Source organism: Streptomyces sp. NBC_01478, assembly GCF_036227225.1.
In the GTDB taxonomy this organism is placed as follows: Bacteria; Actinomycetota; Actinomycetes; order Streptomycetales; family Streptomycetaceae; genus Streptomyces.
In genome coordinates this window covers 6,004,462-6,027,271 of record NZ_CP109444.1, presented here as the reverse complement: position 1 = coordinate 6,027,271, position 22,810 = coordinate 6,004,462, and the positions used below count along the sequence as shown (strand labels likewise).

The 22,810-nt window shown below is 68.9% G+C and carries 17 protein-coding genes and 2 pseudogenes; 3 read left to right on the top strand and 16 right to left on the bottom strand.

The features are described from left to right. Window positions 1-262: 262 nt before the first annotated feature. Window positions 263-1,396, top strand: a complete 1,134-nt coding sequence (locus OG223_RS27225) for an acyl-CoA dehydrogenase family protein (protein WP_329253837.1) — start codon at window positions 263-265, stop codon at window positions 1,394-1,396. Window positions 1,397-1,424: 28 nt separating this feature from the next. Here the strand turns inward: OG223_RS27225 and OG223_RS27220 are convergent, their stop codons facing one another. From OG223_RS27220 to OG223_RS27205, 4 genes are all read right to left on the bottom strand, one after another. Continuing rightward, window positions 1,425-1,754, bottom strand: a complete 330-nt coding sequence (locus OG223_RS27220; protein ID WP_043675918.1) for a rhodanese-like domain-containing protein — start codon at window positions 1,752-1,754, stop codon at window positions 1,425-1,427. A 14-nt stretch (window positions 1,755-1,768) separates the two neighbouring features. After that, window positions 1,769-2,737 (bottom strand): J domain-containing protein, encoded by a 969-nt coding sequence (locus OG223_RS27215; RefSeq protein ID WP_329253835.1) that lies wholly within the window; start codon window positions 2,735-2,737, stop codon window positions 1,769-1,771. A gap of 562 nt (window positions 2,738-3,299) precedes the next feature. Further along, a complete protein-coding gene (locus OG223_RS27210) occupies window positions 3,300-4,709 on the bottom strand; it encodes a DUF2252 domain-containing protein (RefSeq protein WP_329253832.1) in 1,410 nt (469 codons plus the stop codon). Between the two features lie 364 nt (window positions 4,710-5,073). Next, entirely contained in the window at window positions 5,074-5,436 is a 363-nt protein-coding gene (locus tag OG223_RS27205; RefSeq protein ID WP_329253830.1) for a winged helix-turn-helix transcriptional regulator, read from the bottom strand. Window positions 5,437-5,576: 140 nt separating this feature from the next. Here OG223_RS27205 and OG223_RS27200 point away from each other — a divergent pair, with 140 nt between their 5' ends. After that, a complete protein-coding gene (locus tag OG223_RS27200) occupies window positions 5,577-6,230 on the top strand; it encodes an FMN-dependent NADH-azoreductase (RefSeq protein WP_329253827.1) in 654 nt (217 codons plus the stop codon). A 923-nt stretch (window positions 6,231-7,153) separates the two neighbouring features. Further along, a pseudogene (locus OG223_RS27195) lies at window positions 7,154-7,929 on the top strand (rhodanese-like domain-containing protein); the annotation flags it as partial. A 511-nt stretch (window positions 7,930-8,440) separates the two neighbouring features. On the opposite strand, the gene OG223_RS27190 reads toward OG223_RS27195, so the two are convergent. From OG223_RS27190 to OG223_RS27135, 12 genes and pseudogenes are all read right to left on the bottom strand, one after another. Further along, on the bottom strand, window positions 8,441-9,718 hold the full coding sequence (locus OG223_RS27190) for an ATP-grasp domain-containing protein (RefSeq protein ID WP_329253824.1): 1,278 nt from the start codon (window positions 9,716-9,718) through the stop codon (window positions 8,441-8,443). A 71-nt stretch (window positions 9,719-9,789) separates the two neighbouring features. Next, complete coding sequence (locus OG223_RS27185; protein ID WP_329253821.1) at window positions 9,790-11,031, bottom strand: MFS transporter; 1,242 nt, start codon at window positions 11,029-11,031, stop codon at window positions 9,790-9,792. A 14-nt stretch (window positions 11,032-11,045) separates the two neighbouring features. Continuing rightward, the gene (locus OG223_RS27180; RefSeq protein WP_329253818.1) at window positions 11,046-11,537 is read right to left on the bottom strand and encodes an oxamate carbamoyltransferase subunit AllG family protein; all 492 of its coding nucleotides are present in this window, start codon (window positions 11,535-11,537) and stop codon (window positions 11,046-11,048) included. A gap of 37 nt (window positions 11,538-11,574) precedes the next feature. Next, entirely contained in the window at window positions 11,575-12,885 is a 1,311-nt protein-coding gene (locus OG223_RS27175; protein WP_329253815.1) for an ATP-grasp domain-containing protein, read from the bottom strand. A 56-nt stretch (window positions 12,886-12,941) separates the two neighbouring features. Next, the gene (locus tag OG223_RS27170; RefSeq protein ID WP_329253811.1) at window positions 12,942-13,907 is read right to left on the bottom strand and encodes an aspartyl/asparaginyl beta-hydroxylase domain-containing protein; all 966 of its coding nucleotides are present in this window, start codon (window positions 13,905-13,907) and stop codon (window positions 12,942-12,944) included. Window positions 13,908-14,004: 97 nt separating this feature from the next. Then, a complete protein-coding gene (gene asnB, locus OG223_RS27165; RefSeq protein WP_329253808.1) occupies window positions 14,005-15,807 on the bottom strand; it encodes an asparagine synthase (glutamine-hydrolyzing) in 1,803 nt (600 codons plus the stop codon). 3 nt (window positions 15,808-15,810) lie between these two features. After that, the gene (locus OG223_RS27160) at window positions 15,811-17,079 is read right to left on the bottom strand and encodes a hypothetical protein (protein WP_329253805.1); all 1,269 of its coding nucleotides are present in this window, start codon (window positions 17,077-17,079) and stop codon (window positions 15,811-15,813) included. Between the two features lie 40 nt (window positions 17,080-17,119). Further along, the gene (sbnB, locus tag OG223_RS27155) at window positions 17,120-18,127 is read right to left on the bottom strand and encodes a 2,3-diaminopropionate biosynthesis protein SbnB (protein ID WP_329253803.1); all 1,008 of its coding nucleotides are present in this window, start codon (window positions 18,125-18,127) and stop codon (window positions 17,120-17,122) included. Between the two features lie 75 nt (window positions 18,128-18,202). Further along, window positions 18,203-19,183 (bottom strand): 2,3-diaminopropionate biosynthesis protein SbnA, encoded by a 981-nt coding sequence (gene sbnA / locus OG223_RS27150; RefSeq protein ID WP_329253800.1) that lies wholly within the window; start codon window positions 19,181-19,183, stop codon window positions 18,203-18,205. Then, complete coding sequence (locus OG223_RS27145) at window positions 19,180-20,616, bottom strand: M20/M25/M40 family metallo-hydrolase (protein ID WP_329253797.1); 1,437 nt, start codon at window positions 20,614-20,616, stop codon at window positions 19,180-19,182. The genes sbnA and OG223_RS27145 overlap by 4 nt, the downstream gene beginning before the upstream one ends. Before the next feature lie 1,185 nt (window positions 20,617-21,801). Continuing rightward, entirely contained in the window at window positions 21,802-22,329 is a 528-nt protein-coding gene (locus OG223_RS27140; protein WP_329253795.1) for a hypothetical protein, read from the bottom strand. Window positions 22,330-22,444: 115 nt separating this feature from the next. Then, window positions 22,445-22,777: pseudogene (locus OG223_RS27135) on the bottom strand (helix-turn-helix domain-containing protein); the annotation flags it as partial. Window positions 22,778-22,810: the final 33 nt, after the last annotated feature.

Below are 22,810 nucleotides of genomic sequence, written 5' to 3'. Positions count from 1 at the left end.
TCCGTCGCACGGAACGGTACTCAGACGCACGCTCCCGGCACAGTCCTGATGCCCACAGGTCATGCACCTTGTCATGTTGTCCACAGGGGCTGCCCGCGGGTTATCCACAGCCGTTGACGCCCCACCTCGGCGCATTCGACCATGGAACGGACAAACCGAACGATCGGCAGGTGCGGGGCAACCGGCCGGACCGTTCCCTTCTTGTAGAACGTGTTCTATCTTGACGCTCCGTCAGATCAGGTCTTGCGGAAGGACGGGAACCGTGGACTTCACCTTCAGCGAGGAGCAGCAGGCGGCGGCCGAGGCGGCGGCGGGGGTGTTCGCCGATGTCGCGCCGGACGGTGTGCCCAGTCCGGCCGACACCACGGGCGCCGTGGCCGACGACTTCGACCGCGCGCTGTGGGCCAGGCTCGCCGGGGCGGACCTGCTGAGCCTGCTGCTCGACGAGGCGTACAGCGGCGCGGGCCTGGACGCGATCGCCCTGTGCCTGGTGCTGCGGGAGTCGGCGAAGGTGCTGGCCAGGGTGCCGCTCCTGGAGAGCAACGCGGCGGCGGCGACCGTACAGGCCTACGGCGGCGAGGAGTTGAGGTCCGCCCTGCTCACCCGGGCCGGCCGCGGCGACCTCGTGCTGACCGTCGCCGCGCACGGCCGCACCGGCCACGACCCGGCCGAACTCGCCGTGACGGCACGGCGGGACGGCGACCGGTGGGTGCTGGACGGGGTGCAGACGGCGGTGCCGTGGGCGTACAACGCGGACCTGGTCGTCGTACCGGCGCACACGGACGCCGGCCGGACCGTCCTCGCGCTTGTCGCCCCGGACCGCGAAGGCGTCGTCCTCGCCGAGCAGATCTCCACCACGGGCGAGCGGCTCGCCGAACTGCGCCTGGAATCCGTGCCGATCGCGCGGGTCGACGTCATCGACGCCGACGGCGCCTGGGAGTGGCTGCGCGATCTGCTGACCGCCGGCACCTGCGCGCTGGCCCTCGGACTCGGCACCGCCGTCCTGCGCATGACCAGTGAATACACCGGCAAGCGCGAGCAGTTCGGGTTCCCCGTCGCGACCTTCCAGGCCGTCGCCGTGCAGGCCGCCGACCGCTACATCGACCTGCGCGCGATGGAGGCCACCCTGTGGCAGGCCGCGTGGCGGATCGCCTCGGGGGCACAGGGCGCGCTGCCCGCCGCCGCGGACCTGGCCGTGGCCAAGATCTGGGCGGCGGAGGGGGTACGACGGGTCGTGCAGACCGCGCAGCATCTGCACGGAGGGTTCGGCGCCGACACCGACTATCCGCTGCACCGGTACCACGCCTGGGCCAAGCACCTGGAGCTGTCGCTCGGCCCGGCGGCGGCACACGAGGAGGCGTTGGGAGATCTGCTGGCGGCCCACCCTTTGGGCTAGACCCCGCCGACCGCAACCACGGTTGTGGCTACAGCACGAAGCCCGGTTGGCCCTCGTCCGTGACGACGGGTCGGCCGGCCGCGGCCCACACCTGCATGCCGCCGTCGACGTTCACGGCGTCGATGCCCTGCTGGGCCAGGTACATCGTGACCTGGGCCGAACGCCCGCCGGAGCGGCAGATCACATGGACCCGCCCGTCCTGCGGCGCCGCCTCGGTCAACTCGCCGTACCGGGCGACGAATTCACTGATGGGGATGTGCAGCGCCCCCGTGGCGTGACCCGCCTGCCACTCGTCGTCCTCGCGGACGTCCAGCAGGAAGTCGCCGTCCTTGAGGTCGCCGACCTCGACCGTGGGCACACCAGCTCCGAAACTCATGCCCCGACGCTACCCGACGGACCTTCCGACGCACGCGGCTGCGAGAGCAGGTCCGCCAGCTCGGCCTCCCGCTCGGCGACCTGGGCGAGCAACTGCTCGGCGATCTCGTCGAGAAGGTGGTCGGGGTCGTCCGGGGCCATCCGGAGCATGGAGCCGATGGCGCCCTCCTCCAACTCCCTGGCGACGAGCGTGAGGAGTTCCTTGCGGTGGGCGAGCCATTCGAGACGGGCGTAGAGCTCCTCGCTGGGGCTCGGGCCGCGCTCCGCCGGGGCCGGTCCCGCCGCCCACTCCTCGGCCAGCTCGCGCAGCAGCGGGGCGTCGCCGCGGCTGTAGGCGGCGTTGACCCGGGTGATGAACTCCTCACGCCGCTTGCGCTCGTCCTCGTCCTGCGCCAGGTCGGGGTGGGCCTTGCGGGCCAGCTCGCGGTAGAGCTTGCGGGCCTCCTCGCTGGGCCGCACCCGCTGCGGGGGCCGGACCGGCTGGTCCGTGAGCATCGCCTCGGCCTCCGGGAACAGGCCGCCGCCGTCCATCCAGCCGTGGAACAGCTCCTCGACCGCGGGCATCGGCATCACCCGGGCCCGGGCCTCGTCCGCCTTGCGGATGTCCTCGGGGTTGCCGGTGCGTGCGGCCATGGCCTCGGCGATCCGGGCGTCCAACTCGTCGAGCCGGGTGTACATCGGGCCGAGTTTCTGGTGGTGCAGCCGCGAGAAGTTCTCGACCTCGATGCGGAAGGTGTCCACCGCGATCTCGTACTCGATCAGCGCCTGCTCGGCGGCCCGTACGGCCCGGTCCAGCCGCTCCTCGGGCCGGGGCACCGCGGCGTCCGCACCGGCGCCGGTGCCCTCGCTCGCGGAACCGTCACCCGCCACGGCTCCGGCGGCAGACGGCACCTCGGCGCCCGCCTGCTCCGGCACCGGTTCACCAACGGGCGCGGACTGGGACTGCTCAGCTTCCGGGGTCGTCACCCGACCAGCGTAGGCCACGGGCCGACGGGCGACGGGGCATCGGCTGCGGCGGTGCCTACCGACCACGGGGCATCGGCTGCGGCGGTGTCTGGTGGAGGGCGGGTGGCGCTGCCGCGAGGGCGGGGGCATGGCGGGGGTGGGCTCGGAGGGGGCGGCCCGCTCGGGGCTCAGGATGGCTTGGGGGCGCAGTCCGGCTCGGCGGGCTCAGGCTGGCTCGGAGGGGGCGCAGTCCAGCTCGAAAGCGGGGTCCGGCTCGAAGACGGGTCCGGCTCGGCAGGCGAAGCCCGGCTCGGAGGCGGGTAGTTCGGGAGCGGGTGGTCGGGAGGCGTGGTTGGGAGACGGATGGTTCGGAGACGGGTGACTGGGAGACGGGTGACTCGGGGCTCCTCGCCCCGATCTGCTCCCCCGCTCAGGCGCTGATGGGGTCAACACCCAGACGCTGGTCGGTTCAGCACCCAGACGCTGGCGGGTTCAGCGCATCGCCACGATCAGCTCCCCCACCTCGACCGCGACCGACCTCACGCCCGTCTCCCGCTGAACCGCCAGCCGGCACGTGCCCCGCCTACACCCCCATCTCCGCCGCGATCCGCCCCGCCCGCACCGCCCCCACCAACTCCGCGTGATCTGCCTCGGTCCGGTCGGCGTAGGCCACGGCGAACGTCGCTATCGCCTCGTCCAGTCCGTCCTTCTTGCCGCAGTACCCGGCGACCAGGCGCGGGTCGGCGCTGTGCGCGTGGGCGCGGGCCAGGAGGGCGCCGGTCATCCGGCCGTAGTCGTCGATCTGGTCGGCGGCGAGGGCGGCCGGGTCGACGCTGCCCTTGCGGTTGCGGAACTGCCGTACCTGGAACGGCAGTCCGTCGACCGTCGTCCAGCCCAGCAGGATGTCGCTGACGACCTGCATCCGCTTCTGTCCGAGCACCACGCGCCGGCCCTCGTGCGCGACGGGCGGCGCCTCGAACCCGGCGGTCAGCAGATGCGGCACCAGCGCCGAGGGGCGAGCCTCCTTCACCTGGAGGACGAGCGGTTCGCCGCGGTGGTCCAGGAGCAGCACGACGTACGACCGCGTGCCCACGCTGCCCGTGCCGACGACGCGGAAGGCGACGTCGTGCACCGTGTGCCGGGCGAGCAGCGGGAGGCGGTCCTCAGAGAGCGTGTCCAGATAGTCCTCCAGGGACGCAGCCACCGCCGCGGCCTCCGCGTCCGGGATCCGGCGCAGCACCGGCGAGGCGTCGACGAAGCGGCGCCCGCCGTCCTCGACGGCCTCGGTCGACCTGGCCGCGAACCGCCCGCTGGTGTTGCCCCGCGCCTTCTCGGAGACCCGCTCCAGTGTGCCGAGCAGGTCACGGGCGTCGGCGTGGGAGACCAACTCCTCGTCCGCGATGGCGTTCCACGCGTCCAGGACCGGGAGCTTCGCCAGCAGCCGCATGGTGCGGCGGTAGGAACCCACCGCGCCGTGCGCCGCCGTACGGCAGGTGTCCTCGTCGGCGCCGGCCTCCCGGCCCGCGAGCACCAGCGAGGCGGCGAGCCGCTTGAGGTCCCACTCCCAGGGGCCGTGCACGGTCTCGTCGAAGTCGTTGAGGTCGATGACCAGGCCGCCGCGGGCGTCGCCGTACAGGCCGAAATTGGCCGCGTGGGCGTCGCCGCAGATCTGGGCGCCGATCCGGGTCATGGGAGTGCGGGCGAGGTCGTGGGCCATGAGGCCGGCCGAACCGCGCAGGAAGGCGAAGGGCGTGGCCGCCATCCTGCCCACCCGTATCGGCGTGAGCCCGGGGATACGGCCGCGGCCGGACTCCTCGACCGCGGTCACCGCGTCGGGGCGGGAGCCGTCCAGGTCGAGGGTGGCGTGCGCTCTGTGCGGGACGCTCTCCCGCAGCGCCTTCCCCTCTTCTTTGGGCGATCCCTCCACGGGCCACGTGGCGAAGCCCCGCACCCCGGGCAGCCTGCGCCCCACACCGATACCGGCCTCGGTCATACCGACCGCCTCCCCCGTGCACCCATCGCGCTCACGTGCGCTCGCCCGAACATCAACTCGCGACGACCGTACAGCCGGTGGCGAAAACACGTCAGACCCTGTGGACAACTCCACGGCTGTGGAAAACCCGGGACGCACGACAGACCCGTACCCGCTCTTCGCCTGGCGCCGGACGGGATCCACACCCTTTCGGGCCTCGCGTCAGACGGGATCCGCACCCCTTCGGGCCTCCCGTCGGAAAGGGATCCACACCCCACGGGCCCCGCACCGAAAGGAACCCGGAACCCACACCCACCAGCCGTCGCCCCCGACAGCCCCGCACCGTCTGGACCTCGCAGCGTCCGGGACTCACGCCGGGCAGGCCTCAGCACGGGCCCGACTGCCACCCCTCGGGCAGATGCATCTTGGCCCACTCGCCGAGTTCGCGAAGGGCCGGGTCCAAGGCCTTGCCCGCGTCCGTCAGCCGGTAGGAGACCCGCAGGGGCGGCCCCTCGTCGACCTCGCGGACGAGCAGGCCCGCCGCGCCGAGCTCCGTCAGCCGGTCGGACAGCATGCGCTCGCTGATGCCCGGGATCGCCCGGCGCAGGTCGGAGAAGTGCATGGGCTGGCCCATCAGGACGGCCACGATCGGCCCGGTCCAGCGCTTTCCGAATAGCTGGAAGACACGGGTGATGCCCTTGTCGACCTGCTTGCACAGGTGCGTGCCGTGTTCCTGCTCGACCGTCATGGCTTCAGGGTACTTCCCTCCCGGATAGGGATGAAAAAAAGTAAGTACCTGTGTTATCCATAGTCAAGTACAAAACTTCAGCTACTGAGAACAGCCTCAGTGCGCGCCACTCGGCACGCGCTCAACCCCCGGAGACCCCCATGGCCACGCTCCTGCACATCGACTCCTCCGTGTTCCCCTCCGGCGCCTCCGCGTCCCGCGCCGTGACGGACGCCTTCCGCACGTCGTGGGAGGAGCAGCACCCGGAGGGCACGGTGATCCACCGCGACCTCGCCGCGAACCCCGTCCCGCACATCACCGCCGACGCCCACACCGCCGGCTTCGCCGACCCGGCCACGCACACGCCCGAGCAGGCGGCGGCCTTCGCCGAGCGCGTGAAGCTCATAGAGGAGCTGGAGCAGGCGGACGCGGTGCTGATCGGCGCTCCGATGTACAACTTCGCCATCCCCTCGACCCTGAAGGCCTGGCTGGACAACGTGATCCTGATGGGCCGCACCGCGGGCACCGAGGACTCGAAGATCAAGGGCACCCCGGTCACCGTGATCGCCAGCCGCGGCGGCGCCTACGGACCCGGGACGCCGCGCGAGGGCTTCGAGTACGTGCAGAACTACCTGAGCGCGGTGTTCTCCGACGCCCTCGGAACGGACCTCGAGTTCATTGTCCCGGAGCTCACCATGGCCCCGCAGAACCCGGCGATGTCCGACCTGGTCCCGCTCTACGAGGCCTCCCGCGAGCGCGCACTCGGCGACGCGGCCACGAAGGCCAAGGCGTTGGCGGAACGCCTCGCCGCCTGACCCGGCACCCAGCCCCCGCACCTGGCACCCCGCCCCCGGCCTCCGCCTCAGGTAAGAACAGCGTGTGATTGTCCTCACCCGAGGCGGGGCCACCGGCGCATCACCCAGGCCGACGCCCGGACCGTTTCCCGCACTGCCACAGCACGGTGCCCGAGCTCACTCGCTCCCTCTGCTGCTACTCCGTTTCCTCATCCAGGACTGGCAGATCCATCGGGCGAACGCCCCCGCCAGCCCCACCACGAACGCGGCAACCCCGACCGACCGGCGTCGCACCTCCCCGGACTGCTCCCGCCCTTGCTGCTGATCGATCATGAACGGCTCACTTCGTGACGTGATGACACTGACTCACCCGCCGCACCCCGTTGACGTAGAGATGCGCACACGCCTTTCCATAACGAGGCAACGTCTGAGGAGAGTTGTTCCTCATCGGATCGATCTGGCACTCGGGGTGCGTTCACCCTCGGGATGCCCGATAGGCCCTGTTGCCGGTGTCGGCGTACGTGAAGTCAATCCGCCAGTTGCAGAACCCACTGCTCAGCGCGCCGACGAAGGCACAGTCGACGCCCGCGTCCGGTAGGTGATCTTCTTGCCGCCACCTCGGACGATGTGCGTGAACAGACAGCCGGTCGGAATCTTCACCGTCATGCCGCCGACGCTGTACTCGAAGGTCCGGACAGGAGTCGTCCCGACAGCACCGGCCTGAGCCGCCGAGGAACTCGTCAGCACGAGAGCGCACGCGGCGGCAAGTGCCGCGACAAGCTCTGGCCGATGGGATGGTTCACCGACTTGAGTGATCAAGAGGTAGTGCGCTGACCAGGTGATTCGTTTCCGCGGCACAGTCGCGCCTGCTCGACATACATGGCCGTATCGCCGTAGGCGACGATGAAGAGTGAGACACCCCACGCTCAAGCAGCCCACCAACGGCCAACGCCGCGGGCCCCGCCCCCGTCGACCTCACCCCGCCGGGCCCGGCCGACGCCGCACAGATCACGCGGCGGCCGGTGGCCGGCGGCCGGTGAATGGGTGGTCGACTTGCGCAGCCGCGTCGCGTTCGCCGAGGGGCATGTCGCGGGCCCGTTCGACTTCGAGGGCGCGGGCAGGCCGGCCACCTACCTGGCCTGGCTGATCCCGTGGGGCGAGCCCGTCACGCTGCTCGCCGACACGCCCGAGCAGATCGCCGCGGCGCAACGGGAGTTGGTCCGCGTCGGCATCGACCGGCCGGCCGCTGCCGCCACCGGCGAGCCGCGCGCGTGGGTGCCGGAGGGAACGGAGCCGCGCTCCTTCCCGCGCGCCACCTTCGCCGACCTGGCCGCCCACCTCGCCGATGTCCGTGACCGGGGCGAGACTGTGGTCGTCCTCGACGTGCGCCGCCGACTCCGAGCACGCGGACGGCCACCTCGACGGCTCGGTGCACATACCCGTCCACGAACTGCACGGCCGTATCGGCGAAGTCCCCGCGGGCGAGGTGTGGGTGCCCTGCGCGGGCGGGATGCGCGCGGCGATCGCCGGGCCTTGCGGGAAATCAACAAGCCGCAGGCCAGGGCCCTCTTGCAGAGTCGGTCGGGAACGCGGCTCCTTGATTCCGGGAACGCATCCGGCGTCGGTGCAGGTCAGCATGGTCGCAGCACGCTACTGCGAGACCTCGCGGTTCTCAGCCCTCGGGCGGCCATCGCTCCGCCACTGCTGCCGTGAAAGCTGAACGTCGACACTCTGGCTCTTGGCTGAGTCCTGGCCTTCCTCGCCTCAATGAGCCCCGTGCGTCGTGAAAACCGCCCGTCAGATGGCCTGGTGTGCGTGGGCGTCGGGGGCTCGGGCAGGTCCGGGGCGGCATTCCACGGACAGGATCATCCATCAGCAGGCGACTGCCCGGTTCGTCAGCACCTCCCCTCGAGCCACCAACGGGCTGACACACCCAAGCCACACCCGGCACCCCTGGGCCTTCCGATCCCACGAGGGACCGGAACCAACCCCACCAACAACGCAAGGAGGACACCTCGCAGTCATCGGACCCGTGGAACCCGACGCACCCCGCAGCGACACGCGACGGCCCGCCCTCACACACCGAGGGAAATTACGGACGAACCGCCAGACCGCTCAACGTCGAGACCCCGCTGAAGAATCGCCGAGGTTAAGAAATCAACATGAGGAAAGTTTCATTTCTGCCGGATTCTATCCAACGCGATGAGCCGGCGCTGCGGCAGCGTGCTTCATCAAGCTGATTCCCTGTCAATTATTGCCTCATACATCGAAGCCTCGATTTCTCGAACCTGACGCACCCGACCGTTGAGCTCTTCCTCGGTTTCGGCGGTCAGGAGGACCACTCCTGCGGCTGTAATCGCATCCTTCGTTATCATTTGGCGGTCACCCGCCGCATACTGATAACTGACATGCATCACGCCGCCGACACTGAGGAATTTGGAGAGATCAGCTTCTCGAACTCGCCCCTCCGTCTTGGCAATCAGGTACACGTAAGCAGCCCTCTGGGACCGTGGGACAGGCGGCAGGAGTTCCCGGGCCTCAGTGAACGCGGCGGGGTTCAGTGAAGCCTGTACCACCCACCTGACCTGCGAGTGTCCCAGGCAACTCTCGACAACATACGGATCGGCACCACCCGCGATACGCGCTCCGACCTCGATCAATACGGGGCCCCTGTCCGTAAGCATCACTTCGGCATGGAAAGGACCGTTCACAAGCCCGAGTGCACGGCATGCGTCACCGACGTACTCGGTTATCTCCGTAAAGCCCGGATCTTCTTCACAGAAGAGGTACTGCGTGTCGTAGACATGAAATCCGTGGTTGTCGACCTTGTCGGATTGCCATGCCTCCGTAATGGAGCAACGCCCTTGGCAGGCAATACCGTTGATCACATACTCGACACCGACCAGAAACTCCTGACATACCGCCGCATCGTTCCGGTTCCCAAACAGGTCGGTACTCCCGATGATCACATCGAGGGCTTTATGGGCTTCAGCATGCGAGTGACACACAAACACAGATTCTGTCGCCGCACTGAGCAGCGGCTTGACCACAACGGGATATGCGCCATGCGAGGTCAGCCAGGCATCAAGCTCCTCGGCATCGGTGACGCGAGCTTGCTTGATGCTCGCCACGCCCGCCTTTCGGAGCTGATCCTGCATGTCGAACTTGTCGCGTCGTGCCATGGACAGTTCTGTGTGATTGCGAAATGGCAGGTCCAAGCTGTCTGCCAGTTGATCGGCAAGGAGTACTCCGCCCTCGCTCCCCGCCAGCACAATCCGTGTTGACGCCGCACGCAGAGTCTCCACCAATGCGCTGACGTCACCATCGTTGACCAGGTGAATGTCGGCGCGGGCCGCCGCCACTTCGTTGTCACGAGAAAAGGGACCAACCGATCCGGACTGAACGTGAATGACCGGATATCCAAGAGATTGGAAGGCCGGGATCAGGTATCGGCCGCCCGAGTAGGCGTCCACAATTACTACGTGGTCTTTTTGGGTCAGTGTCGGCATGGTGACTCTTTCGTTGGGAGCGTTGGATGCACGGATAGAGCACAGACAGAGCAGGGAAGGGACAGAATGTGCTACTCGGGGCGCGCGATGCGGTACCGGGTCATCAGCAGGGCGGCGACCACAGTGAATCCGGCGCCGAGGAACATCACCGCGGACGGACCGGAAGCGTCCACGACCCACCCTCCGGCCAGCGCGCCCAGCGCGATGGAGACGTTGAAGGCGCAGATGTACAGCGACGTCGCTGCCTCGGGAGCCTGGGGAGCGCTGGCGAAGACGAGGGTCTGCAGGCAGACCGGCAGCGCGGCATAGGCGATGCCCCAGACCAGCAGCAGGGCGATTGTCCCGGGATGCCACCGGCCGTTGACCACGAGGAGTACGACGGCAGTGGTGAGCAGCAGGATGCAGGCAAGGGTGGCGGTACGCAGTGCGCGCGCCGCCGCGCCGCCCGCGAAGTTGCCGACCACGCCGGCCACCCCGTACAGCAGGAGCAGACCGCTGACCCAGCCGGACGGGATACCCGCGTCCTGCTCCAGGAAAGGCGCGACGTACGTGTACGCGGCGAAGTGGCCGATCACCACCGCCGCTGTGACGAGGGTGGCGGTACGGAGATTGCCGTCCCGCAGCAGCTTGGGCAGTTCGGCCAGGCGCACCACGGCACGAGGTTCGAGGGACGGCACAAGGAAGATCACAGCAACGAGGATCAGGACGCCGATCCCGGCGATCGCCCAGAACGCGATACGCCAGTCGGACTGACCGATCAAGGTGCCGAACGGCACGCCGACGACGGATGCGATGGAGATACCGCTGAAGACGACCGCCGTGGCACGGACCGCTTGGTCCGAGGAGACGAGGCGGATGGCGATACTCGCCGCAATCGACCACATCACGCCGTGGGCGAATCCCGTCAGCAGCCGCGAGACCATCAGGACCGCGTACGACGACGACAGCGCGGTGAAGACGTTCCCTCCGACGAAGACGCAGAGCACCAGAAGGAGCAGTCTGCGGCGATCAAGCCTGCGCGTCGCCACCGTGAGAACGGGTGCGAACAGGCCCGCGATCGCGCCGTACAGGGTTACCGACAGGCCGACAGTGCCCTCGGAGGCGCCCAGGTCACGGCTCATGGCGGGGAGCAGTCCGATCGGGACCATCTCGGTGGTGGTGAAGGCGAAAACGCCCATACCTACGGCGATGACCGCGAGCCAGTTGCGCAGGGAGCCGGATGACGAGGGGAACACGGCCGGGCGGTCGGCGCCGTCCGGGACGACGGCCGACTCCGTCGCCGTGTCCGGACGGGAGGGGGGCGAGGGTGTCACGGGGTTCTCCCAGATCATGTGGGGCCGGCCGAAGTGCCGCATGGCACACCGCGGTAGGCGAGCGCAGGAGTCCGGTGCTCGGGATGTTCCCCCGGCGTGACGCCGTACATGTACTCGGTGAGTCGAATCATGTCGGCAGGTGTGCCGGCGGAGTGATCCTGCAAGGGCATGGCCGCGGCGGCCATGCCGCCGCGGCCGATCGTCTCCGTGATCGGACTCCCGCCGCCGGCGTACGCCGGGTCGTCGGTCGTCCAGCCGTCACAGAGTCGGCCCCGCAGGGTGGCCTCCGGCGGCAGAGGAGCCGTGAACCAGCACTGCCCGAGCCCGAAGACCCGTAGCCCGGACCGCTTCCCGTCGAGGTGTGTCACGGTGACAGGCGGGCCGCCGACGATGCCGGAAGCGTCATCGGCAGCGGCCTTGGCGGCTGCCCCGGCACGGGTGGCCCGGAGACGAGAATCGTCCGTGCGGCACGTCGGGCCACCGCCTGTGCGTCGTCGACGTCGCACACCGCACGGGCGGTGTCGGCAGTGCCGGTGCGGCCGGTCAACGGACGGCTTCTTCCGGCGCCTCGACAGGCACGGTATGGATCGTGACGGACCGGGTCGCCCCGAGCACGGCAGCGTCGATGTCGTCGTCGAACGGAGCGTCCACCACGACGGAGACCGACCGGCCCTTGGAGTCGGACTGGTCACCCAGCACGTCGCCGTGGTGCCGACTCACCAGGACCGCGTGCCCCCGCGGCGGTGCCTCCTTCGGGATCGGCGACAGGTCCGGCCACCGGCCCTGCTCACTGACCCAGTGCACGGGTACGCCGTCTGCGGTCACGTCCGCGAGGAGGCCCCGGGGGTGGTCGAGATAGGCCTGCCGGGCCCGACGCTGCGGTGACGCGGTGACCGGTTCGACACCGAGCACGAGGTCCAGCAGGGCCGCATCAAGATCCATACCGGTGGCCAGCCGCCACAGGCGCGTGATGGCGTCACCAGGCGGTCGAGCGGCGGCCTCCATCAGGACCACCCGGTCATCGGCGGTCAGCCGGAACTCGGCGTGGCTCATGCCGGTGCCGAACCGAACGGACCGCAGGAACTCCGCGTTGGCCCCGAGCAGCAGCCGCTCCTGGTCCGGGGTGAGATGGGGCGCGGGCGAGGTGTGGCCGGTCTCGGTGAAGAACGAGGTGTCGGATTCATTGGTGTCCTTCGCCGTGATGCCCGCCCACAGCACAGAGCCGTCACGTACCAGCGTCTCGACGGAGAACTCACGGCCTTCGATCCGCTCCTCGAGCAACAGCAGCTCATCCGCACCGTAGTCGGGCAGGAGCGGGCGGACCGCGGTCGGCCCCATGACCGCTCGGACACCCGAACTCGACATCCGCGAGGCCGGTTTGAGCACGGCGGGGAACACCTCCCAGCCATCCGCGGCAGTACTGCGCGTCGTATCCAACAGGGTCCATCGCGGGGCCAGGGCGGGCGCTGCCAGACGCTGGAGCACCTTGTTGCGGCAGACCTGCGCCGCATGCGTCCCGGGACCGGGCAGGCCGAGGGTCTGGGCAAGAGCCCCGGCGGCTTCCACGAACACCTCACCGACGTTCAGCACCGCACGCACCTCGTGCTCGTGCAGCCATGGCGTGACCGCGCGCAGCACCGTCTCGAGCGATGTGTCCGTGACGTGGCGAAGGCCCTCGTCCGGGATGCGGGAGAGCGGGTGTGCCAGGTCACCGCGGTGCCGGGCGAGTTCCTCGGCGGGTGTCTCGGGCCCGAACACGAACAGCGGTGTCACGCCGCGCTGTTCGGCCAGGTCCAGAAGACGTAGATGCTTGGCCAGCACGACCAGGTCGGTGATGACGACAACGGCTGTCATGGCTTCCCTCAGTCGGGGGCGGGACGCGAGCGCGTCGCGTCCCGCACGGTGGTGGATCAGGCGGAGAGGCGTTCGGCGGACAGGGTCAGCTCGTGGACCTGGCTGCCCTCACGGGTGCGCAGGACGACCCGGGGGTCCGGCCCGTCGGGAAAGACCTGGAGGGTGCGCTCCTCGCTCCAGCCGGCGAAGCGGTACTCGTGGTCACCGAGGTGCACCAGCGCGAAGACCCGGTCGCCCGGCAGGCGCAGGACCATGCGTTCGCCGTCCTCCGCAAGGGTCGCCGTCTCCTGGGGCAGGTCGGCCGAAAGCGCGGTGTCGTCCTCCCACAGGTGGAACGTGGCAGGCAGGGAGAAGCGGGTGGTTCCTAGCCGTCGGCGTTCTTCGACGGTCTGCGGGCACTCCTGACGGTTGAAGAGGATCTCGCCGTCGCGGAAGTACTCCTGCCAGGTCTCGGGGAAGAGGGCCACCAGTCCCGGGGTGACCAGGACGTCGATGACCAGGTGCACCCGGGCGTCGCTGCCGGTGTTCTGTACGCGGTGGGTACGGCTGAAGTCGCCGAACCAGAAGTCGCCCGGCTGCCAACGGTGCTCGACGCCGTCGAGGACGAGCACGGCTTCGGGGTTGGTCACGACCGGCACGTGCAGCCGGCCGACGCCCCAGCGCGGCCCGTACTTGGGGTCGGTGTGGTCGATTCCGACCGTGTCCGGGCCGAGCGCCATGAACCGGACCGCGTGCAGCGGAGCCGGGATGGACTCCAGGATGTCGCGGACGTACGGGATGCGGTCGAGCCAGACGGTGTCCGCGAAGTCCTGCGGACCGGGACCGCCCGGGTCGGTGCGGTCGCCGTCGCCGCCGGGGCTGCGCAGGGCGAGGCAGCGCCAGTCGACGTCGGTCGAGGCGCCGACGCCGTCCTCGGTGTAGACGCGCTGCTGGTCCCAGGTGTGCTCACGCACCGAGGTGAGTTCTCGCAGTAGTCGGTCGGCGTCGAAGATGCGCTTGAGCCGGGCTGCCTCAGCCGGCATGGGCACGGTACCCAGAAGTGATGCAGAGGATGACATGGCGGTTCCCTTGCTCATGTACGGATTCGGACAGGCAGGTGGTCGGTGGAGGACCCGGGCGTCAGGCGTGGGCGGCAGCGGCCTTCTCGCGGGCCGGGCTGTCCTCCTGCAGTTGGTGCCAGCGCTCGAGCATGTAGAGCGTCCACAGCGCGTAGCTGTGCTCGGGGCGGAACTCGTGGACCGTGGAGCGCAGGGCATCCGGGTCGAAGTAGCCGCGTTCCAGGGCGGCTTCGGAGGTCAGCGTGTCGCTGATCGTGGACCGCAGCTCCGTGCCCAGCCAGCTCTCCAGGGGCACGGCCAGTTCCTGCTTGCGGCGGTCCAGGACCTGTCGGGGCAGGTAACGGGCGGCCACCCGCTTGAGCGGGGCCTTCTCCTCGCGGCCGACAAGCTTGCGGTCCGCGGGAATACGGCTCACGAAGTCGATCAGCCGGTGGTCGAGCAGAGGGCTGCGGGGTTCGACGGAGTGCGCCATCGACATCCGGTCGATCTTCACCAACTGGGCGTCGGACAGCCAGAATCCGCTGTCGACCTGCATGGCGCGGTCCAGGTCGGGGACCGAGGGGTCGGTGCGGTCGAAGCGGGCCCGCAGGTAATTGTGCGGCTGGCGCGGCAGCCGTGCGGCGAAGTCGGCCGCGTACAGTCGACTCTTGAGCGCGTGGGGAACGCCGTCCAGCAGGACGCCCTCGTAGCGATCGGCGAGGCTCCCTCCCGCTGAGAGGTCGCGCAGCCGCTGATACCGGCCGTAGCCGCAGAAGATCTCGTCGGATCCGTCACCGGTCAGCACCACGGTCACGTACTGCCTGGCCAGCTTGTACATGCAGGAGGCCGCAATCGCGGAAGGGAAGGCGTACGGCTCCCCCATGTGGCCGAGGATGGTGTCGACGGCCTCCATCGCGTCCTGCGGACCGATCCGGTACGTGTGATGCCAGGTGCCGCAGTGCTCGGCCACGGCGCGAGCGTGCACCGACTCGTCGAAGGCAGCGTGCTCGAACCCGACGGAGAACGTGTGCAGGGGCCCACCGAGCTGCTTGGTGGCCATGGCCACCACGAGGCTGGAGTCGAGCCCGCCGCTGAGCATCGCGCCGAGCGGCACCTCCGACTCCAGCCGGTCCTGCACGGCCTGCTGAAGCAGCGCGTCGATGCGCTCGTCGATATCGGCCTGCGGCAGGTCGGTGAGCTCGGCGGTGAAGTCGAACTGCCAGTACCTGCGGCGCCGTTCGGGCCGACCCCGTTCCAGGACCAGGGTCGTCGCCGGCTCCAGTTTGCGGACGTGCTGGTAGATCGTGTGCGGTGCGGGGACCACCCGGTAGCCGAGGTACTGGTCCACGGCAAGGGGGTCGATGTCCCGGCCGATTCCGGGGTGCAGCATCAGCGCGGGCAGCTCCGACGCGAACGCCACCGAATCACCATCAGGCTTCGCGTAGAACAGCGGCTTCTTGCCGACCCGGTCGGTGGCCAGGACGAGCCGGTCGTCACGGGTGTCGTACACGGCGACGGCGAACATGCCGTGCAGCCGCTCGACGAAGTGCTCGCCCAGTTCCTGGTAGAGGTGCGGCAGTACTTGCGCGTCGCTGCCGCCGTGGACAGGGCGTCCTCGCGAGGCGAGGAAGGCGCGCAGTTCCTGGTGGTTGTAGATCTCACCGTTGAGGACGCATACGACCGTGCCGTCGTCGCTGAAGACGGGCTGGGAGCCGTCGTGCAGGCCGATGACCTTCAGCCTGCACATCGCCAGGGACGCGTCCGGTGTGGTGAAGGACCCCGTCTCGTCCGGGCCTCGGTGCGCCATGGCCGCGCAGGCGGCGAGGGCGTACGAGGTATGGGCGGAAGCATGTCCCAGGGACACTGTTCCAGCTATTCCGCACACCGGTCAGCCCTCCTTCAGGTCGAGGCGTCGCTTGGCCTGGCCCGACCGGAGTCCGTCCGGCGTGACAGCCTGCACACGCACCGGTCCGACCAGTCCGGACGCGATCATCTGCGCGACATCGGGAGCCCGCCGGTCCACGGCCGCGCGGACCGCGGCGACCTGGTCGTCATCCACCGTTTCGGCGACGACTCTGATGACCAGGCCGTCAGCGTCACCCGCCTCGAACGGGCGGCCGGGGAAGACCTCCGCCATGATCTGCGCCAAGTCGTGGTTGCTGATCCGCTCACCGTGCTTGAAGTCGCCGGCAAGCCGCCCGTCGATGCGTTCGAACGCGAACACCTCGCGGCCCTCGTGACGGATGCGGCGCAGGCCGGTGACAGCGTCGCCGGTCACGTAACGCACCGCGGGGAAGTAGTCACGGGTGAAGGACGTGAGCAGGAGCGCCCCGCTGCCTTCCTGCCGGGACGGGACCAGTTCGTTCTCGGTGTGCCGGCTCAGCTCTTCGGGAGTCAGGACTTCGGGAACGATGTGGTCGTGGAAGTGGTACAGGCCCGTCTCGGCGCACGAATGGCCGATGGCCCCTATCTCGATCGAGCCGAACACGTCCAGGACGTCGTCGGGCCGCAAGCCGAATCGTTCCGCCACGTGGGCACGCCATGCGGGGGGCGCGACATCGCCCACGACCATGATCTTCCGCGGCCGGATGTCCAGAGCGGGCCGGGCCTGGAGGAGCCGGTCGAGGATCATCGGCATGGTGAAGAAGACGTCGGGCCGCCACGCGTTGAGCTTCGCGACGTGCTCTTCCACAGGACGGGTGAAGTCGATGTCGTGAGCCTCGTAACCGAGTTCCACGAAGACACGTCGGGCCGAGGCGGCGGCATGGCCGGTACCGAGGTCCGCGACGGCCACCGCGCCGCGCGGTACCCCCGCGGTGAACTCCCCGAACAATGCGCGACGTTGGGCAATGTACGCGTCGTCATCGGCGGTCGAGTAGAGGATGCGCTTGCGCTGTCCGCCGGAGGTTCCCGAGGTGTGGTACGCGGAGGCATCCGGCAACTGAGGGTAAGCGGCGGTGTAGTAGTGCGCGCCGAGCAGACCGGTGTCCACGAGAGGAAGATCGGACAGGGCTCCGGAGCCCAGGGCTCCGCGGCGCAGAAGGAGTTCGCGGTACCAGGGGAATCGCTGGGCGTGGCCGGCCGCGAGGGCGGCCAGTTCCGCACTCTGCGCGGATCGGGAGGCATGGAGAGCTGCAAGGGAAGCGGTGTTCGGCATGACGGCCTTTCGTGAGACGGGAAGTAGGCGCGTGCGAGCGTCAGCTCCAGCGCTCCGTCTCGCCGAAGAAGTCCGGCACCGAGACCGCAAGACCCTTGTCGACGGCCTGCTGGTAGAGGCGCTGTCCGACGGCGAGGTCGAGGACACCGAGGCCGAAGGGCGAGAAGATGCGCGGACGGTCGGCTGCGGGGGAGACCTCGCCGCGGATCACCTGCGCGAGGGTGCCGTCGATGAAGTCGCGGTGCCCGAGCTGCTGTTCCGCCAGGTGCGGGGAGGTATTGGCCGTCAGACAGTGGTCGACGTCGTCGAGGATGTTCTGCGCACCGGCGATGACGTCCGCGCCGAGGTCTCGCAGCGAGATGTTGAGGACGGTCTGTCCGGCGGCGAAGGCATCGGTCCGGGTCACCCAGGGCTCGGGCGCGGTCGTGGCGAAGACGACGATGTCGGCGTCGGCCGTGGCCTGTTCGAAAGAGTCCGCGCGCTCGGCACCGTATCCGAGTTCACCGATGTGCCGGGTGAGCGCATCCGCGTAGGAAGCGTTCTGGTCGTGCACGACGAAGCGGTTCACGGTCCACGACTGCCCGGCGAAGAATTCGGCGATGTTGCGCGCGATGATCCCTGCGCCCACCAGGCAGATCCGGTCCGCGGTACGGCCACCCGTCAGTTCCTGGGCACCCAGGACGGCGGACGCGGCGGTGCGGGCGGAGCTGATCTGGGACGCCTCCAGGCAGGCGAAGGGGTAGCCCGTCTCGTAGTCGTTGAGCAGCAGTGCGGCCGAGGCGCGTGGAATGTTGCGCTCGATATTGCGCGGGTAACTGGCGATCCACTTGATCCCTGAGACGCCGTAGTCGCCACCGAGATGGGCGGGCAACGCGATGATGCGGGCGTCCGGCTTCTCCGGGAAGCGCAGGAAGTAGCTGTTCGGGTTGACCGAATCACCGTCACCGTGGGTGAGGTAGGCGGAGCGGACCGTCTCGACGATGTCGGGACGAGAGGCGTCGATGAGGGTGCGCAGGGCGGCGCCGCCCACGACATGGAAGTCGAACATGCAGAAGTTTCCCTTGTCTCGTTGCTGGTCTCAGCAGAGGTGCGGGTGTGGCCTGGCGGGGACGCGGACAGCGGGTCACACGGCGACGGGACGTCCGGCGGAGTCGTCGAGGACACCCGTGCCGAAGGTGTCGGCCACCCACATGTCGTCGTAGATCGTCTTGACGTAGCGGTCGCCCATGTCCGGGGAGAGCGCCACCACGCGCGAGCCTGTGGGGACTGTGTCGGCAATCGATTCCAGGGCGGCGAGCACGGATCCGGTGGAGCCGCCGAGCGGCAGTCCGTGTTCACGGGCCATGCGTCGGCACATGCGTACGGCGTCGCGCTCGTCGACGAGGACCACCTCGTCCACCTGCTCGGGCCGGCACAGTTCGGGACGGCGGCTGGTGCCGAGGCCGGGGATGTGGCGTGGGCCGGGCGGGCCGCCGAAGGTGACCGATCCGGCGGTGTCCACTGCGACGATCCTCGTCCAGGGGGAGAACATACGGAAGTGACGCGTGCAGCCCATGAGGGTGCCGGTGGTTCCGGCACCGACCAGCAGGGTGTCGACATGCCCGATGTTCTTGAGTATCGAGGTGGCGGTCCGCCGCGCATGTGCCTGCGCGTTGGCGGGGTTGGCGTACTGGTTGAGCCATACGAGGTTCGGGTCGGCCTCGGTCATCTCGCGGATACGGTCGATCCGGGTGCCGAGATAGCCGCCGTTGTGGTCCCTCTGCGTGACCTGGAGGACCTCGGTCCCCAAGGAGCGGATCAGCGCCAGACTGTGCGGGGAGATGTTCGGGTCGGTCACGCAGGTGAAGTGATATCCGCGCGAGGCGGCGATCACGGACAGGGCGATGCCGAGGCTGCCTGAGGAGGACTCGACGATCCGGCCGCCGGGCAGGAGCACACCCTTGCGTTCGGCGTCCTCCACCATGCCCAGCGCGGACTTGAGCTTTACCGACCCGGCCGGGTTCATCCCTTCCAGCTTCAGGAAGAGGTGACGGTCCGGCAGGATGCCGTCCAGTTCGAGGAAGACCTCGTCGGTGACGATTTCGCAGGCGTGCCGGTAGATCATCGGTCCTCCTGCACGCCGGCCGACGACAGACGGGAAGCGTCTTCGCCTGATCTGCGCGGGTTCGTTCGGAGGGTGGCAAGGCGGCGCAGGAAGAGGACTTCGGCATGAGCCAGAGAGGCGATCTCGCTCGGGCTCACGCTCTCGTCCATACCGTGGATCTGCGAGGGCGGGTCCTCGACGCCGCACAGGAGGATCTCTGTGTCCGGGTAGAGCGTCCGGAAGACGGAGCAGACGGCGATGGAGCCACCGGCCCCCACGTCGCGGACCGGTGCGCCGAAGGCGTCGTGCAGGGCGTCGCGCATCTCGGCATGGGCCTGTCCCCCGGAGTCGGCGAGAAAGGACGGGCCGCTTGTGACCCGCCGGATTTCCATGTGCGCACCCCAAGGCACCTGCCGACGCAAGTGATCGGCCAGTTCGTCATGGACTCGGGCCACGTCCGTACCAGGCGGGGTGCGCACACTGATCAGCGCTTTCGCCGAGGGCAGCAACGCGGGAACGGCGTCGTCGAGTTGCGGCGACTGCACGGCGAGCACGGTGATGGCGGGCCGACTCCACAGCCGGTCGGCAATGCTGCCGGTGCCGATGAGCGCGACACCGTCCAGGACGCCGGCATCGGCGCGCAGGTCCGTCTCGGAGTACTCGGCGGCGGCACGGGGTCGCGCCGTCTCACCGGTGCCGGGCCCCGGCACACAGGGTGTCCCCTGACTGTCGTGCAACGTGGCCAGGAGGCGGATCAGAGCGGTCATGGCGTCGGGCACGGGCCCGCCGAACTGGCCCGAGTGCAGCGTCTTGGACAGCGTGGAGAGCTCGATCTCCACTACTGCCATGCCTCGCAGGGAGGTGGTAAGGGTGGGGATGCCGGACTCGACGTTCCCAGTGTCGGCGACGACGACCACGTCCGGCGTCGGCAGGTCCGGATGGGCTCGCAGTACTTTCTCGAGGCTGCCGTCGCCGGGCTCCTCACAGCCGTCGACGATGACGGCCAGGTCGACGTCCGGGTAGGGCTCGTGAGGCAGGGCTTCCTGAAGCGCGCGCAGCGCTGTGAGGTGCATGACAATGTTGCCTTTGCAGTCCGCACTGCCCCGGCCGTACCAACGCCCTTCGCGTTCGGTCAGCTCGAACGGGGGTGTACGCCAAGAGGTTTCGTCCTGCGCGGAGACGACGTCGTAGTGCGCGTAGAGCACCACGGACGGTGCACCGGGTGGTCCGGGGCGGCGGGCGTACACCGTCTTGGGGCCCTCGTCGGTGGAGAGCAGTCGAGTCTCGGGGAAACCGGCATCCGCGAGCATGGTGGCGATCCGGTCGGCCGCGCGATCGAACTGGTCCGGGGGTGAGATACCGACGACGGTGCGCAGCGCGACCAGTTCCGCGAGGTCATCGCGGGCTCTGGGTATCAGGGAGCGCACGGTCTCGGCCGAGCAGGGAGCAGACAAGGTTTCTCCAACATGCGGGGCAGGGGCGAATGCTCAGGCAGTGGTGGGTGTGCCGGGACCTGAAGCGGGGCCGGTGCAGCGAGGACCTTGCGGATGGCGTCCTGGCTGTGCGAAGTGCCTCGACGAGCACGGACTCATCGTCGGGACCGGCACGTGCCGTGTTGACCAGGTGCACAGTGGGCCGCATCGGCGACAAATCCTGAGCCCTGATGAACCTGCGGTACCGGTGGTCTACGACAGATACATAGGCACGACGTTGTTCGCCGAAAGAAGCCCGTCAATTCCGCCGAAGCGGAGATACTCGCAGACGGTTTCGGCGTATGGGGAATACACGAGGAAACTCACGGCGCGGCCTGCCGGTTCGAGGAATGCAGAATCCCTCTGCGTCACTCGCCGACTAAAAGGAGCCTTCCGCAACCATGAGGCGGTAGCGGAGGCAGGAAATGAGGCCCAACGTGAATTCGGGACGCTCAAGTAGCGCTGCGCACGATGCGGGACACCCGCATCAGGCAGCGCTACGAACAGGGCCGAGTCGCCATGGCCTCAACCTGGCGAACGTTACATGCGACCTTCAGGCCGCCATCAGCAGTAGCGGTAAGTTCGTTATTCAACATCACTAACGGTGAAGACAACGGTGAAGACATGAAGATCCCCCTACAAAGCGGCTCAGAACGGGTTCGACTGGTTCCGACAGCCGAGTGTTCGTTCGTTTCCGAAATAAGATTAGCGCCTGGGCTGATCTTCGGGAAGGGCACCCTGCGTCAGGACTCGATCAATTTCCGTAGCCGTCCGGATTGTTGGTTATGCCCAGGATGGGGAGCTCGCCGGGTTTCGTCGTGGATTACCCGAGTGGTCTTGGCAACGTTGTCGGCTCCGAGGGTTTCAGCACGCCGACGGCGAGATCGCGGAGGGGCGCCATGGCCCGTGCTTCGGTCCCGGCGTGGACGGTGGAGGCACCCTCGGCGGAGGTGACCTCCCTGATGCGGTGCGAGGAGTTCTCCCCTCCCCAGTGCCCACCGATCGCGGCGGCCGGCTCGGCCGGGCGGGTCTGGGGGGGCGGGTCTGGTGGGCATCGCGGCCGGTGCCGGCGTAGACACTCGCGCGGGTCTCACGCCCGCCGGTCTGCCGGTGGCGGCGGTGGACGCGGATGGCCGGGCGGGTATCAGGAAGGCGATTCCGCCGAGTTCACCGGCGCTTCCGCGGTCTTGATCGAGCGGGACTCGCGGCGTCCGTGTCCGGCCCCGGACGCGGTGTGCCGGACCGCATGGACTGCCGGGGCAGGGCAGCGAGTTGGGCGCAGGCGGTGAGCTGATCGGTCTTGATCACGGCGATGTGGTGGGCCCTCTTGGTCTCGACCAGCCAGGAGATATTCGCCTCGACCGAGTGCAGGGCGCCGAAGGTGACGACGGTGCCGGTCAGGTCCAGCGGTGCCGGCAGCGGACGGAAGCGGGTGGTTTCGTTCGTCTTCGCGCCGACCTCCACCTGGGCGAGGGTCACGACGGTGCCGTGAGTGACCGCGGAGAGCAGATGCCGGCGCGTCGCGGTGAGACGGGCTGATCCCTTGAGTCCTTTGCCGTCGACAGCGCTCGCGCGCGAGGGCCCGGACGCGGAGGACGACGGTACCTGGGCGGGTTCGGTGGCGGCACGGTGCCGGTCGGCCAGGTGGGCACCGACCGCCCGGTCCGGGGCGCCACCGTCAACAACCTCCAGCACACGGCCGATCGTGGCCGGCGACGGAGCGCGCCACCATCTGAGCAGGTGGCGGCGGATCCCGATCATTGTCAGGAGTGCGTTCGAGGCACGCTGACCCCCACTCGGCGAGTTCGTCGATGCTCCTCGCTCCTGAGACGACCGCGCGGGCGCGCACGATCCACAACCGGTCATCCGCCTCGGCCGGACGGGAGAGCGGCTCCAGTGCCGGCGGCGGACCGAGCCGCCGGATCACCTGGCACACGGTGGAGGAGGAGATCCCGAACAGCGGCCCGAGCTGTCGCACGGTCAGGTTCGTGCGGTAGTGGACGGCCACCACCAGGACCCGCTGGCCCGGCGGAAGACTCCAGGGCCGACCGCGCGAAGTCCCGTTGCCCCCACGATCTCGGACTGCCCGCAACAGTCGGCCGAACTGATCCATCCGCAGCCCGGTGAACGTCTCCACCCACATCCGCTCGGCCGTCAACACCCCAGCCGTACAACG

Excerpts from the sequence above, each read along its gene's own strand:
- OG223_RS27210 (WP_329253832.1), bottom strand. The coding sequence starts at position 4,709 with ATGACCGAGGCCGGTATCGGTGTGGGGCGCAGGCTGCCCGGGGTGCGG.
- OG223_RS27205 (WP_329253830.1), bottom strand. The coding sequence starts at position 5,436 with ATGACGGTCGAGCAGGAACACGGCACGCACCTGTGCAAGCAGGTCGAC.
- OG223_RS27200 (WP_329253827.1), top strand. The coding sequence starts at position 5,577 with ATGGCCACGCTCCTGCACATCGACTCCTCCGTGTTCCCCTCCGGCGCC.
- OG223_RS27190 (WP_329253824.1), bottom strand. The coding sequence starts at position 9,718 with ATGCCGACACTGACCCAAAAAGACCACGTAGTAATTGTGGACGCCTAC.
- OG223_RS27175 (WP_329253815.1), bottom strand. The coding sequence starts at position 12,885 with ATGACAGCCGTTGTCGTCATCACCGACCTGGTCGTGCTGGCCAAGCAT.
- OG223_RS27170 (WP_329253811.1), bottom strand. The coding sequence starts at position 13,907 with ATGCCGGCTGAGGCAGCCCGGCTCAAGCGCATCTTCGACGCCGACCGA.
- OG223_RS27160 (WP_329253805.1), bottom strand. The coding sequence starts at position 17,079 with ATGCCGAACACCGCTTCCCTTGCAGCTCTCCATGCCTCCCGATCCGCG.
- sbnB (WP_329253803.1), bottom strand. The coding sequence starts at position 18,127 with ATGTTCGACTTCCATGTCGTGGGCGGCGCCGCCCTGCGCACCCTCATC.
- sbnA (WP_329253800.1), bottom strand. The coding sequence starts at position 19,183 with ATGATCTACCGGCACGCCTGCGAAATCGTCACCGACGAGGTCTTCCTC.